This is a genomic window from Edaphobacter sp. (assembly GCF_035532915.1).
Classification (GTDB): Bacteria; Acidobacteriota; Terriglobia; order Terriglobales; family Acidobacteriaceae; genus Edaphobacter.
On the sequence record NZ_DATKQC010000287.1, the window covers coordinates 1 to 13,880 of the forward strand.

At 61.1% G+C, this 13,880-nt stretch carries 13 protein-coding genes; 5 read left to right on the forward strand and 8 right to left on the reverse strand.

What is annotated here, in order from left to right; all coding sequences use genetic code 11:
• The 4 genes from VMU57_RS13650 to VMU57_RS13665 form a co-directional block, all read left to right on the forward strand.
• A partial coding sequence (locus tag VMU57_RS13650; protein ID WP_325384307.1) for a hypothetical protein occupies positions 1-440 on the forward strand: 440 nt, incomplete at its 5' end.
• Positions 441-526: 86 nt separating this feature from the next.
• A complete protein-coding gene (locus tag VMU57_RS13655; RefSeq protein ID WP_325384331.1) occupies positions 527-1,390 on the forward strand; it encodes an aldo/keto reductase in 864 nt (287 codons plus the stop codon).
• A gap of 526 nt (positions 1,391-1,916) precedes the next feature.
• Entirely contained in the window at positions 1,917-3,356 is a 1,440-nt protein-coding gene (dnaA, locus tag VMU57_RS13660; protein WP_325384309.1) for a chromosomal replication initiator protein DnaA, read from the forward strand.
• 396 nt (positions 3,357-3,752) lie between these two features.
• Positions 3,753-4,760 carry a methyltransferase gene (locus VMU57_RS13665; RefSeq protein WP_325384311.1) on the forward strand — a complete coding sequence of 336 codons (1,008 nt, stop codon included), beginning with the start codon at positions 3,753-3,755 and terminating at the stop codon, positions 4,758-4,760.
• A 310-nt stretch (positions 4,761-5,070) separates the two neighbouring features.
• On the opposite strand, the gene VMU57_RS13670 is transcribed toward VMU57_RS13665, so the two are convergent.
• A complete protein-coding gene (locus tag VMU57_RS13670; RefSeq protein ID WP_325384313.1) occupies positions 5,071-5,709 on the reverse strand; it encodes an NAD(P)-dependent oxidoreductase in 639 nt (212 codons plus the stop codon).
• Positions 5,710-5,963: 254 nt separating this feature from the next.
• Here VMU57_RS13670 and VMU57_RS13675 point away from each other — a divergent pair, with 254 nt between their 5' ends.
• Positions 5,964-6,569: a protein jag gene (locus VMU57_RS13675; RefSeq protein WP_325384315.1), complete on the forward strand. Its 606-nt coding sequence runs from the start codon at positions 5,964-5,966 to the stop codon at positions 6,567-6,569.
• A 437-nt stretch (positions 6,570-7,006) separates the two neighbouring features.
• On the opposite strand, the gene VMU57_RS13680 is transcribed toward VMU57_RS13675, so the two are convergent.
• From VMU57_RS13680 to VMU57_RS13710, 7 genes are all read right to left on the reverse strand, one after another.
• Complete coding sequence (locus VMU57_RS13680; protein WP_325384317.1) at positions 7,007-7,855, reverse strand: hypothetical protein; 849 nt, start codon at positions 7,853-7,855, stop codon at positions 7,007-7,009.
• 80 nt (positions 7,856-7,935) lie between these two features.
• Complete coding sequence (locus tag VMU57_RS13685) at positions 7,936-8,115, reverse strand: hypothetical protein (protein WP_325384319.1); 180 nt, start codon at positions 8,113-8,115, stop codon at positions 7,936-7,938.
• 415 nt (positions 8,116-8,530) lie between these two features.
• The gene (locus VMU57_RS13690) at positions 8,531-9,298 is read right to left on the reverse strand and encodes an isoprenylcysteine carboxylmethyltransferase family protein (protein WP_325384321.1); all 768 of its coding nucleotides are present in this window, start codon (positions 9,296-9,298) and stop codon (positions 8,531-8,533) included.
• Positions 9,299-9,575: 277 nt separating this feature from the next.
• Positions 9,576-10,499 carry a ParB/RepB/Spo0J family partition protein gene (locus VMU57_RS13695; RefSeq protein WP_325384323.1) on the reverse strand — a complete coding sequence of 308 codons (924 nt, stop codon included), beginning with the start codon at positions 10,497-10,499 and terminating at the stop codon, positions 9,576-9,578.
• A gap of 184 nt (positions 10,500-10,683) precedes the next feature.
• The gene (locus VMU57_RS13700; protein WP_325384325.1) at positions 10,684-11,643 is read right to left on the reverse strand and encodes a ParA family protein; all 960 of its coding nucleotides are present in this window, start codon (positions 11,641-11,643) and stop codon (positions 10,684-10,686) included.
• 454 nt (positions 11,644-12,097) lie between these two features.
• Positions 12,098-12,700, reverse strand: a complete 603-nt coding sequence (gene rsmG, locus VMU57_RS13705) for a 16S rRNA (guanine(527)-N(7))-methyltransferase RsmG (RefSeq protein ID WP_325384327.1) — start codon at positions 12,698-12,700, stop codon at positions 12,098-12,100.
• Between the two features lie 151 nt (positions 12,701-12,851).
• Positions 12,852-13,640, reverse strand: coding sequence for a gamma-glutamyl-gamma-aminobutyrate hydrolase family protein (locus VMU57_RS13710; protein ID WP_325384329.1), 789 nt, complete (start codon positions 13,638-13,640; stop codon positions 12,852-12,854).
• Between the last annotated feature and the right edge of the window lie 240 nt (positions 13,641-13,880).

Here is a 13,880-nt window from a genome sequence, read left to right on the forward strand (position 1 = left end):
TCCTGAGCAAAGACGAGCGCGCCCCATGGCATGTCATTGATGCGGCGAGGCTCGGCTGTTTTAATGCGGCACCAACATTCTCTCTGCTGTCGTTTGTCCGGGGCGAGGACGATGTTTTTGTGCAGCATGCCAATACCGGTCATGGTTCGAACGAGTTGGAGGATTCGGCAGATCTCTACACGGTTCAGAATGGCCATCTGCACGAGATTTTGACGACGCCCGACCACACCGTGCGCGGAGGACTGAGCGATGTCCCTCCGGTGGACCAAACGAGCACCTTTCTCCAGTTGCCGGGCCGGCTCATTGAAGAGACACGCATTTCATGGCACGACGGCTTGTCGATCCGGGCAGAGCGTAGACTTTGGCGCTGGCAGACGAAGCAACAACTCTTCCGCCCAACTCCGTTTCACGAGGTGCGTGAGACTGAGGAGAAGCGTTGATTGCCGCTCTGAGATCGCTTTGTTAAAACCCTGACGTCAGGCGAGCCGCGATGCACCATTCGCGGACGGCGGGCATCCAACGTTGCATGGCAAATGTGAATGCAGCGGCGAGCGGGACGTTTGCGATTGGCGGCGATATGACCGTCAACCGTTTGGGATATGGTGCGATGCGGATCACCGGCGACGGCATCTGGGGCGAGCCGAAGGACCCGGAGGGCGCGAAGAAGGTGCTGCGCCGGGCGGTCGAGCTGGGAGTCGACTTCATCGACACCGCGGACGCGTATGGCCCGGCGGTGAGCGAGCGGCTGATTGGCGAGGCGCTGGCTCCGTATGCCAAGGGCGTCGTGATCGCCACCAAGGCCGGGCTGACCAGGACCGGGCCGATGAAGTGGGAGCCGCTGGGGCAGCCTAATTATCTGCGGCAACAGGTGGAGCTGAGCCTGCGCTGGCTGAAGGTCGAGCGCATCGATCTGTGGCAACTGCACCGCATCGACCCGAAGACGCCGGTCGAGGAGTCGCTGGGCGAGATTCGGAAGCTGCAGCAGGAGGGCAAGATCCGCCACGTGGGCCTGAGCGAGGTAAAGCCGCACGAGATCGAGCAGGCGCGGAAGATCGTGAAGATCGTCAGCGTGCAGAACAAGTACAACATCGGCGACCGCGAGCACGAGGACACGCTCGAGTATTGCGACAAGAATGGCCTGGCGTTTATTCCGTGGTTCCCCGTGGCGGCGGGCAAGCTGGCGCAGCCGGGCGGCAAGCTCGATGCGGTGGCGAAGCAGCATGGCGCGACGGTCTCGCAGCTCTCGCTGGCGTGGCTGCTGCACCGGTCGAAGGTGGTCCTGCCGATTCCGGGGACGACCTCGGTCGCGCATCTGGAAGAGAATGTCGCCGCGGCAAGCGTGAAGCTGAGCGATGCGGAGTGGGCGGAGATTGAGGCGGCGGCGAAGTAGCTTCGTAGGGTCAACAGCGCCGCTTCGTCAATCGAAAATACAAGGCCCTCTCCACTGCGGCGTGCGATAAACCCGGACGCCTTCGGTCGAGAGGGCTGTGCAGGTTCGAAGGTGCGCTTCTCTATCACAGCGAGAGCGCTGGCGGAGACGGATTGAAGGTTTTTATGGCGCTAATTTTCCTTTCCCGCGGGCATCTTTTTTCGATCTTCACAAGGAATGGTGCAACTTCATTTTTTTGAAGAATGGGCTTGAAAATCGCCTGGTTTTCCGTGCTACTATCGAACCCGTTCAGTAAGATGTTTTTCTGCAAGTCCAGCTGTTTCGCACTCTGCCTCACGTTGATCGACTCCTCCTCGTGACCCGGGATTTTGACGGGCTCCGCGAAGGGAATTCCGGCAACACGAAATCCTCCCCGCACTCACCTGCTAGCCGGGAAGGACTGGTGTTTCCTTTTTGATTTTTTTGAATAGACGATGGAACAAGTGCCAGCTGGGTTGGAACAGAGAAAAAGACAAGGAAACTAAGAATGTCATTCGTTCCGACGGCCACCGCCGTATTGAATTATTGGGTCCGCATCCTCGCCGCTCTTGAGAAGAAGATCAACCGACAGTCGTACGAGACATGGCTGAAGCCGACGCGATTTTCGCACCTCGAAGGCAAGAAGCTATTTGTGCGCATCCCCTCGGCTGACTTTCAGCATGTGGGCGACCGCTACGCCGACCTCATCCAGGAGGCGATCGACAACCTCGGCCTCGATGTGGAGTCGGTGACGTTCACCACGCCCGAGCAGGACCCTCGCGCTCCCAAGGTGCGCGAGGACGGCGGCTTTGCCCCGTTGCCCAGCCATAGCCCCAATGCACCGAATTCGAATCCGAGGCCGGGCGGCGCGCAGGGCTCGGGTGGGCGGCAGGCAAACGGGCCGGAGCAGTCGCGGTTCGACTGGAACACGGCCTCGCAACTGAACCCGCGCTACCAGTTCGACGCCTTCGTGATCGGCAGCGGCAACCAGTTCGCCATGGCGGCGGCACAGGCTGTCGCGGAACGCCCCTCGAAGGCCTACAACCCGCTGTTTCTGTACGGCGGCGTCGGCATGGGCAAGACCCATCTGATGCACGCCATCGGCCATGATGTGAAGCGCAGGCAGCCGCACGCTTCGATTTGCTATGTCAGCGCGGAGAAGTTCACCAACGAGATGATCGACTCGGTGCGCTACGACAAGATGACCAGCTTCCGCGACAAGTTCCGCAGCGTGGACGTTCTCCTGATCGACGACATTCAGTTTCTCGCGGGCAAGGAGCGGACGCAGGAGCAGTTCTTCCACACCTTCAACACCCTACACGAGAGCATGAAGCAGATCGTGATAGCCAGCGACCGTCCGCCGAAAGAGCTTTCGGACTTTGAGGACCGGCTGCGCTCGCGCTTCGAGTGGGGACTGATCGCCGACATTCAGCCGCCGGACCTCGAGACCAAGGTTGCGATCCTGCAGAAGAAAGCAGAGTCCGAGCAGACGCAGTTGCCGACCGACGTCGCGCTGTTTATCGCGTCGAATGTGCGCACGAACGTACGCGAGCTTGAGGGCGCGCTGGTGCGGCTGATCGCGTGGTGCTCGATGCATGGCGTCGAGATTACGCTGGCCGTGACGCAGCAGTGCCTGAAGCAGTTCATCGACACGCAGGTGCGCAAGATCACGATTGAGGCCATCCAGCGCAGCGTCGCCGAGCAGTTCGGCATGCGCGTGGCGGAGCTGAAGCAGAAGAACAACTCGCGCCAGATTGTCGTCCCGCGGCAGATCGCGATGTACCTGGCCAAGCAGTTGACCGAGGCCTCGCTGCCTGAGATCGGGCGGCAGTTCGGCGGCAAGCACCATACGACGGTGATGCACTCCATCGCGAAGATCGACGAGCAGCGCCGCACCGACAAGGCGCTGAACCAGACCGTGAACAAGCTGATGGAGACGCTGAGTTAGAGCGTCTCAAAATGAGAAAAGAAATGAGAGGCCGGCCTTCAGCGCCGGCCTTTTTCATGTTTGTCTCTTACCACTTGTGCTTCGAAGTACTCCAGCAATGCTCCTAGGGAACCTCTGATTAAGTCCGGTTTTGTTAAGGGCACGGCTTCAGCCGTGCCGCAAGTGGTTTCTCTGCAATGCGGCTTTAGCCGCTGAGGGAATGCTCGGAGACTTAATCAGACCTTCCCTGTAGGTATAGCTCTTTATCGGATCAGCTTCGCCCTATTTTGTTGTCATTCCCGAAGGGAATCTGCGTTTCTTCCCAACTTGCATGACTACACGCGGAGGAAAACAGCTATAGAATTGCTGCCTCGGGCCTTCATTAAAAATTACGCTGGATAAATAAGGAGAACGACTTTGAGCACTTCCTCTGCCGCGGTTACGCCGGAACGAATTATGAAGTTTACCTGGAGCTATGTCCCTCCGCTGGTGCTGGAGGCGGCGATTCGCCATCGCGTCTTCGATGTGCTGGACGCCGGGCCGAAGACCGTGAAGGAGACGGCCGAGGCTACGGGAGCCTCCGAGCGCGGGCTGCGCATCATCATGAATGTGCTGGTCGGCCTCGAGTTTCTGGCCAAAGTGGACGCCGGCCGCTATGCGCTGACGCCCGAGAGCGCGGCCTTTCTGGTCAGCACCAAGCCGGGCTTTCAGGGTGGGATTCTGACCCATGCCAGCCGGCAGCTGATTCCGAAGTGGCTTAAGTTGACGGAGATCGTCGGCACCGGCAAGCCGGAGGCTGCCGTGAATCAGCAGGGAGCGGGGGTCGAGTTCTTTCAGCAGTTCGTCACCGATATCTTTCCGATGAGCTACCCCTCGGCGAAGGTGCTGGCCGAGCATCTGCAGCTCAAGGGCGACGCGAAGGTGCTGGACCTCGCCGCGGGTTCAGGCGTGTGGGGCATTGCGCTGGCACAGAGTTCGCCGGGGGTGACGGTGACGGCGGTGGACTGGGCCGATGTACTACCGGCAACGCAGGCGACGGTGGGCCGCTTCGGGCTGACCGACCGCTATACCTTCGTGGGCGGCGATCTGCTCGAAGCGGACTTTGGCCACGGCCACAACGTGGCGTTGCTGGGCCATATCCTGCACAGCGAAGGCGAGGCGCGCAGCCGGAAGCTGCTGAAGAAGACGTTTGACGCGCTGGCTCCCGGAGCGACGATTGCCATCGGCGAGTTCCTGGTCGAGGACGACCGGAGCGGGCCGCTGGGGTCGCTGTTCTTCGCGGCCAACATGCTGGTCAATACGGATGAGGGCGACACGTTCTCGTTTGCGGAGATCAGTGCATGGCTGAAGCAGGCGGGGTTTGTCGATGCGCGGCTGCTGGATGCGCCGGGGCCTGCCCCGCTGGTGCTCGCGACCAAAAGTTAGAGCAAAGGTTAGAGCAAAGTAGTTAGAGCAAAGTAGTTAGAGCAAAGTAGCAAGAGCAAAGTAGCAGTTGGTGTCGAGTCTGCGGAGCCCTTTGTTTGTCATTCCCGAAGGGAATCTGCGGTTGCCTTCCTCCACACCAACAGCAAATTTGCTGCTAGGGAACCTCTGATCAAGTCCGCTTTTGTTAAGGGCACGGCTTCAGCCGTGCCGCAAGTGGTTTGTCTGCAATGCGGCTTTAGCCGCTGAGGGAATGCTCGGAGACTTAATCAGACCTTCCCCAGGTTGGGCTTCGAGCGCGGAGTACGACGACTCACCAGGAGAGGTAGACGGCTTTGCCGATCCATTGCGGGTCGTCGATCTGCTGCATCATGAAGTCGGCTACGTCTTCGCGGGAGATGCGGCTGGCGTTCGGCGGCAGGGCGTCGGGGTCGATGCGCCATTTGCCCCGGCCGCGGCCGTTGGTGAGCATCGGCGGCATGGCCATGGTCCAGTCGAGGTTGCTGGCGGAGAGCGTCGCATACTGGCTGCGCTGCGAGGCGACCGGCCACTTGAGCAGGGTGTTGTAGACCACGTGCTCGACAAGCCAGCGCCGCCACGCAGGCTGCTTGTCGAGAGCATCGGGCTTCGCTCCGGCTGATCCGAGGACGATGATGCGGCGCACTCCCTGATGCTGCATCGCAGTGACGATCAGAGGCACGGCGCGCTCGAGGACGTCCTCTTTTCCGAGCGAGTGGGCGCCCAGGGCGGAGAGCACAATGTCGGCGCTCTCAATGGTCTGGGCGACGGCGGCGGGGTCGAAGGCGCTGCCGGGCACGGCGCGCACCAGCATCCGCAGGGGGAAGGTCTCGGGGTGGCGCAGCAGCGCCGTAATCTGATGTCCGGCATCGGCGCAGCGCCGGGTGAGCAGGCGGCCCGTCGCTCCACTGGCTCCGAAGATGGCGACCTTCATGAGTGACTCCTTTCCGGGTTGAGATGCCGGCGGGGCCGAGGGTGGTGGCGGCTAAGGCAAGAATCAATGCGAAATACAGGCGACCACCTCTATTTCCCCATCCGAAACCGGCAAAACGAACGTCCTCTCGACCGAAGCGCAGCGCAGTGACCCCTGTATTCCGCCGCCGCCGTTGCCCATTCTCCCCTCCGCGACCAACGGACTGGCAAGCCGGGCAGTCGGCATGAGACCATAATGCTCGACAGAGCACGGAGATGACTTCAATCAACGACCCAAGCCCCACAGACGAGAAGATCGTAAAGATCAATGACTTCCTTCACACTCTGCTTGCCTCAAGCGGCCTCCGGCTGGAGTTCAAAATCCTCCCCGCCAATGGCGACGCCCCGTCGCCCCCCGTCCCATCCCCCGAGATCGCCGTCGAGTTCACCGGCCCCGACACCCCCCTGCTCACCGCCCGCAACGCCGAGCTGCTCCACTCCATCGAGCACCTCGCCGCCAAGTTCCTCCGCCTCGAGCCAGACCAGCACGACCGCATCTCCTTCGACGCAGAGAACTTCAAGGCCCTCCGCAACCGCGAGCTGGAGCTGATGGCCGAGGCCGGTGCCGACCGCGTCCGCGGCACCAACCGCTCCTACGCCTTCCCGCCCATGAACTCGCGCGAGCGCCGCCTGCTGCACCTCGCGCTCGCCGCCTCCGGCCTGCCCACCGCCTCCAGCAGCGACGGCCCCCGCCGCTTCGTCGTCGCCTACCCCGAGGGTCAGCAGCCCACCGAGCCCGAGCGCACCTTCACGCAAGACCGCGGCCCCGACCGCACGCAAGACCGCACCCGCGCCATCCGCAACACCTTCCGCCGCCGCTAAACCCGACAAGCAATCGACCGCGGATCATCCCGGGGCATCACCGAGAACGCGCATTTAAAACTTAGAGCAGATTTGCAGTTGGTGTAGAGTCTGCGGAGCCTTTTGTTTGTCATTCCCGAAGGGAATCTGCGGTTGCCTTCCTCCACACCAACAGCAAATCTGCTTTAGCCTCTGAAGGAATCAGTGGCGACTTAATCAGACCTCTCTTAACCTCGAGGCGCTGAGCGGTGAGAGCGAACTCCGCGCTGAAGGCGCGGTCTATACCCGCATGGGGCGCAGCCCCATGAAACCTGATGCCGGGAAATGCAAGGGCTGAAGTCCCGACCTATCCCCTTCGAATAGGACACGCCTAAGACACGCCCAAAACCAGACGCGAAATACCCTGTCCCCCGCGCTCAATCTGCGAAAGGACAGGGCGTCCGCATCTGCCGCCACCGCTACTGCACGTCGCTGACCTTGCCGTTCATAAAAATAACCTTCATATCGGGATACTTATAAATCTTCTTCGCCCCCAGATCGATGATCTGCTGCGGCGCACCCATGGTCGAAGTCACCTGATCGATCGTCTGTCCCAGCGCAATCGTAGGAGGAGCGGCGGCTGGAGCGCCAGCCGGAGCAGCGATCACCGCGCCGCCCACCACCGTGCCCGTCGTCGTCGAAACCGCGCAGTGCGGCTCGCACGACCGCGCCACCGTTCCCGCGTCGATCGCCCGCACCTGGTCCGCTGGATTCACCGTCAAAACCGCTTCAATCAACTTCGCCGCATCGTCCGCCGACATCTCCGCCAGCGCGCCCTTGGGCAGCTTGAACGACAGCGTCCCCGAATACCGCTTGGCCGCCTGATACTGGCTGTAGTTGCCGCCATACGTCGCCAGCACGGCATCGCAGGTCAGGAAGGTGATCTTCAAATCGTCTTCATGGCTGTTGCTGCTGCCGTGGATCTTGGTGAGATACACCTTCTGGCCCGGCTGCAGCACCTGCGAGTTCGTGCTCCGAAGCAGCCCAAAGCCCTTGGACCGCTGCTTCACCTGCCCATCCACCACCGGGTTCTCGAAGGTAATCATGGTCGGGTAGGGTTCAGCATTGATGCCATCGGCCTGAATCGTGAGCACCGTTCCCGGCACCGCCGCCACGCCCTGCATATTGATCTCGGTAATGCGGTACTTCTGCTTGAGCGCCGTAAGCAGCTGGTCCTGCGCAAGCGCCGCCGGGGAGACGCTTAAAATAAGGATGAGGGCAGAAAAAAATCCGAGGGTGGCGTTACGGACAGACGACCGGATCAGCATGCAAAGGGCTCCTGTGGCTCCTGAAGATGATTGGGAAGATGGCTCTGGCGAAGGAGGTGTAAATCATGCTCCCTCAATCCTTAGCGCATGGTTTTCAAGCTGCGGAGATAGCTTACCAGATCGCCTCGCGGAGGCAACTCCTTGTCTTTCCATTCCGCCGCGAAGCGCAGGAATCCGCTTCCTCCCCACCAAAGCAGTCGAAGCACCACCGGCCCCTTATCGCTTAGCCTCTCAGGCGTGGCTTCCTTTTTGTTTGTCATTCCCGAAGGGAATCTGCGTTTTGCTCGAATCGCCAAAACTACATCAGGAGGAAGATCTCTTTAGGGAAGCTCTGATTAAGTCCTCGTTTTGAAGGGACGCGGCTTCAGCCGCGTCGTAAGTCGTTCCTATGCAAAGAGGCTTTAGCCTCTGAGGGAATCAGTGGGGACTTAATCGGAGTTTCCTTCGCCTCGGCGTACTTAGGCTTCCACACTATCCGCGAGTCCTCGTCGCTTCTGGGTACGCCAAGGCTTTAGCCTTGGCCTTCTTAGCCAGCCACAAAACCCGGGGGCTTTAAGCCCCTGGAGTATCTCCCCATGATCCAACGCCGGGTGCCCCATCCTTCGCAGCCGTCGGGGTCCCCGGCGAACGGTCTGTGCTCGCTGGGGTGACAGAGCGAAGGATGGGAAGGACCCCCTACTCCGTATTCGCGACCGTCAACTCCGGCTCCTTCGCCTTCGGCAACAGAGCCCGCACCACGATCGACACGCCCAGCGAGATCACGATCCCCTGCATGATCGGCTGCGCGTTGTAGTGATAGCCTTCCACGGCAAACACCACCACCACGCCCCACATATAGATCTCGCCCAGAAACGCGAGCCCCCACGCCGGCGTCGTCGCCGAGGCCGCAACCCGCGCCCGCAGCGCCGGAAACAGCCGCGGCACTCGCGCACAATAGGCGAGATAAGGCTTTCCCAGCTTCGCCGTCAGAAACGCCTCTTCGCCGAAGATCAGCCGCAGCTCGAACAGCGCAATCGCAATCACGCAGAACACCGCACCGCTCGGCGGCATAAACAGCGCCAGCGCAAACGTGTGGATGAAGATGCCGAGATAAAGCGGGTTGCGGAAGTAGCGATAAGGCCCGGCGGCCACCATCTGCTCGCCATGCATGCTGCCCGACTGTACCGTCGCCGCCCCCAGGTACGCCGAGGCCCACGTACGCAACGAAGCGCTCGCCAGCGCACACAGCCCGCCCAGCACAAGCAACAGGTTGAACGCGCTGCCGATCGAAAGCGTCCCCGGCGCGAGCATTGCCAGATGCGCCGACAGCGTGCCCCACACATGCGCATTCGGCCCGGACGAGTCCAGGTGCAGCCAACGGTCCCACGGCACGCTGAAGCCAAGAATAAAGATGACGGCATGAATCAGGAAGCGGAAACGAAATTCGAGTGCTGAAGCTTTCATTATCGCCGCTCGGCGCGGCAGCCCTTTCTGTACAACGAAGTTGTCCTGCAAACCCTGCTACCGCCCACTACCGTTGCCCTCGAAGCTCCTTCCTCTCAGGCGTAACTCTTCTCTAGCTTGTCCTTGCCCTTCTCCTGTCTGTCATTCCCCTTCTTTTGTTGTCATTCCCGAAGGGAATCTGCGTTTTGCTCGAATCACCAAAACTCCATCCAAAGAAGACCGCCCTTCGCCTCCCATTCCGCAGCGAAGCATACGAATCAATATGCAACTAAATCAGTTACAAATCCGTCCCGCCCAGCGCAGTCAAAATCGCATCGAAATCCTCCAGCCCCGAGTACTCGATAATCACCCGCCCCTTGCCCTTCTTGTCCTCGATCTGCACCTTCAGCCCCAGCGTCCGCCGCAGCTTGTCCTCCGCCTCGCGGACATTGGGATCCACCTCGGGCTTCGCCTTGTCCGCCCTCTTCTGCTTTCCCTCGGGATTGATGAGTCCCTGCACATACGTCTCCGTCTGCCGCACGGACAGCGAAAGCGCCAGTACCTTCTGCGCCGCGCTCGCCATCGCCTCCGCCGTATCCAGCGACAGCAGCGCCCGCGCGTGGCCAAAGCTCAGATCGCCGGACTCTACCTTCTGCTGCACCGTCTCCGGCAAACGCAACAAACGGAGGAAGTTAGCCACGCTCGCCCGCTCCTTGCCGGTACGCGTCGCCATCTGCTCCTGGGTCAGTTGAAACTGGTGGCTCAGTCGCTGATACGCCCGTGCCTGCTCCATCGGGTTCAGATCGGCGCGCTGCAAATTCTCGACAATCGTGATCTCGAGCGTCTGCTCATCCGAGACCTGGCGCACAATCGCCGGAATCGTCGACTTACCCACGCGGCGGCTCGCCAGCCAGCGGCGCTCGCCCGCGATCAACTGGTAGCGGTTCGGCACTCCCAGCGGCCTCACCAGGATGGGCTGCACCACCCCGGTCGCCGCAATCGAAGCGGCCAGCTCGGCCAGCTTCGCATCGTCAAAGCGCGTCCGCGTCTGAAACGGGTTGCGCTCGATATGGTCGAGCGGAATCTCGAGCGGCTTTCCGTTCGCTTCGACAGCAGCCGTAGCGGCGATATGGGGAACGACTGCCGGACGTGCGGGCAGCAGAGATTCGAGGCCTTTGCCGAGAGCGCGGCGCTTAGGATCGTGAGTGGTAGCGATTGCCATATTTTTACGCTTTCTGTTTGTCTTTACCGGGACTTGTCATCGTGTGTTTACCGAGGCGTGTCATCGTGTCTTTACCTTGGCTTGTCATCTAGCCCTTATCTTGGCTTGTCATCCTTCCGCAAAGCGGGAGGATCTGCTGTTGCCTTGTCTTTTTTAATCCGTGTAAGCCTTCCATCTTCGGCAACTACTTCGAAGACTGCCAGAACTTTTTCTTCTTCTCCGGCTGCTGGAACGACTTCAGCGAACTCGCCGCCGCCTTCGCGGCAGCCTTTCGCCGCTGCTCCTCCGGACTCTTCATGTTATTGCGGCTCAGCAGCTCCATTGCCAGCTCGCGGTAAGCCTCAGCCCCGCGCGACTTCGGGTCATACAGCGAAACCGGCTTGCCATGGCTGGGCGCTTCGGCCAGCCGAATATTCCGCGGAATCGTCGTCGTCAGCAGCTTGTCGGCAAAAAATCCCTTCAGGTTCTCCGTCACCTGCTGCGAGAGGTTGGTGCGGTCGTCATACATTGTCAGCAGCACGCCTTCGAGCGCCAGCTTGGGATTGAAGGACTGGGTCACCCGGTCGAGCGTCGACATCAGCTCCGAGATCCCCTCCAGCGCAAAATACTCGGCCTGCATCGGCACAAGCAGCCCATCCGCCGCCACCAGCGAGTTCAACGTCAGCAGATCGAGCGCGGGCGGGCAGTCCAGAATGATGAAGGGATACTTCGCCCTTACCGGCTCCAGCGCGTCCCGCAGCCGATACTCCCGGCGGTCCTGCGCCACCAGCTCGAGATTGGCGCCGATCAGGTTCTTGCTCCCCGGAACCAGCGAAAGGTTCTCCACCTCGGTCGGAACGATGATCTTGTCGGCGGGAGAATGGCCCATCAGCAGGTCATAGATGCTCAAGCGCTCTTCGTCGCGCCCGAATCCCAGCCCGCCGGTAGAGTTCGCCTGGGGGTCGCAATCGATCAGCAGCGTCGGCAGCCCTTCGAGCGCGAGCGCCGCCGCCAGGTTGATGGCAGTGGTCGTCTTGCCCACGCCGCCCTTCTGATTGACGACCGCGAGCACCTTGGAGCTGGCCGCGCTGCCTGGTTCTGGGGTGGACTTGGAACCGGACGGTGCGCTCTGCGGGGTCTTATTGGAGGTAGGATTTTCAGCCATGGCTTGGTAGATGAAAGGGTATCGGGCATAGGCTGCGGGCGCAATATCGTTCTGGGTGTGGAGAAGCGCCCTCCGCTGTGGAGAACTTGTGGAATGCGGGATTCCGGGCATATTCAGGGGAGTTAGCGGTGGTACCGTGTGGAAAACTTTTGTTCCACGTGGAACAAAAAAGCAGAGCAGGAACCCGAAATCACGCAGTCTGAACCCGAGTGTTCCACGTGGAACATTAACTCCTCAGTCAAAACCACATATAAAGTCGGGTGCCCCATGTCCCGATTCTGAGACGCGGGTTTACGCAGCGCCCCAAATCTCACCCCAGCCCCAATGTTCCACGTGGAACATCCGCCGTCCTCGCGGACAGCACAACCGCCGGGTGCCCCATGTCCCGATTCTGGGACGTGGGTTTACGAAGCGCCGCAAATCCCACCCTACCCCTAATGTTCCACGTGGAACATTACCCCCGCGAAGCCATCAATAACAACGCGCTCTGCGAGCCCGGAATAGCCACCCGGCTCTGCTCACGAAACTCCACCAGCGCCGGAGCATTGGCCGTGTTGGTCAGCAAAACCACCTGCCGCAATGCACGCGGCTCGGCGGCAGCGACCGCCACGGCCATATGATCCACGGCACGCAGCGCCACGGTGTGGAACCGCCGCCCGGTGGGCATGGCTTCAGCCCGTCCGGCCCAGACCTCGGTCGTAAGCCCCAGCGTACGTACCACCTCGCGCAGAAACGCTGCCTTCTTGTTCTGCGACTCCGCCAGCGTCACCCGCACCTCAGGCCGCAGCAGGGCGATAGGAACGCCGGGAAACCCCGCCCCCGAGCCTAAATCGAGCAGGGTATCGACCTCCGCACCCAGATGCCGGGCCGCAAACAGGCTCTCCCCGAAGTGGCGGCGCACAATCTCCTCCGGCTCGCGGATGGCGGTCAGGTTGGTTCGCGCGTTCCACTTCAAAAGCAGGTCAAGATACGCCGAAAGCCGGGGCAGAAGGTCCGCAGGCGGCGCAAGATAGGGCTGAAGCAGGGCGGCAATTGCGGAGTCGAAGAGCGTGGCCATGGGAAGCTCCAGTATCTCAGATGGGTGCAGCCACAGCAGGAAGGCTTAACCCCGATCTGCACCGATCAAAGAATGTTCCACGTGGAACACTCTGTCGGCCAATCCATAATCCTCAATTCCATGTTCCCTGCTTATGTTCCACGTGGAACATTTACCTGGAGACTGACGTTTGGATGGGGCGCGGGGTCCAGGTGCTGGCTTCGGCGATGAAACGGTGGAAGAGGGCGCGGGAGGCGGCGCTGATCTCGTAGCTGCGCTCGGGATGCCACTGCACGCCGAGGACGAAGTGGCCGCTGTCCGGCGTCTGGCCGCCCTCGACTGCCTCGATCACGCCATCCTGCGGGCACCGGGCGGAGACGCGCAGGCCGTCGCCGGGGATGGCGATGGCCTGATGGTGGCTGGAGTTGACGGGAAGGCGAAGGTAGCCCTCCTGCTCGGGGGCCTCTTCGGCGGCCTCGTTGGGGGGAATGATGGCGGCGAGCACGGAGTCGGGCGCAATGGCGGCGGTGTGGGCGATGGCCACGCTGCGCCCGGCGGGGTGGTTCACCGGCATGGGCGCGAGGTGCTGGACGAGGGTTCCGCCGCGCCAGGTGTTGAGCGACTGGGTGCCAAAGCAGATGGCGAAGATAGGTTTATAGAGGTTGTGGGCGTCCTGAAGCAGCAGCTCGTCGACATTTTCGCGGCCCGCGTCCGCGGGTTTGCACTCTGGGATGGGGTCGTGGCCGTATTTGTGCGGGTTGACGTCGGCGGGGCTGCCGGGAAGAAGGACGGCCTGGCAGGTGTTGATGAGGTCGATGGTCTGGCGGGGAGAGAGATTGAGCGGGATTTCGACGGGATGGCCGCCGGACTTTTCGACGGCGGAGGCATAGACGGGCCAGGCGATGCGGTTGTACTCGGCGTCAGTGCTGGTGGGGAGCGGGATGGCGATGCGCGGCTTCATGGCTATTTGCATGATACGGCGATGGGTTGGGATTTGCATGACGGGTGGAAAAGCGGGTGAAAGGCGAAATACAGGGGTCTCTCCGCTCCGGTCGGGATGATGTGTGGTTAACTACTCTTGTGAACTTGCTATCTTAGCGGCTGTTTAAAAATTGAAGGCTTAACACCGATTTTGATCGATGGCACGGATCAAGAACAGGCAAAAGCAAGGACAACCGCAAAAGCAGGTCCTCCGCCTGCG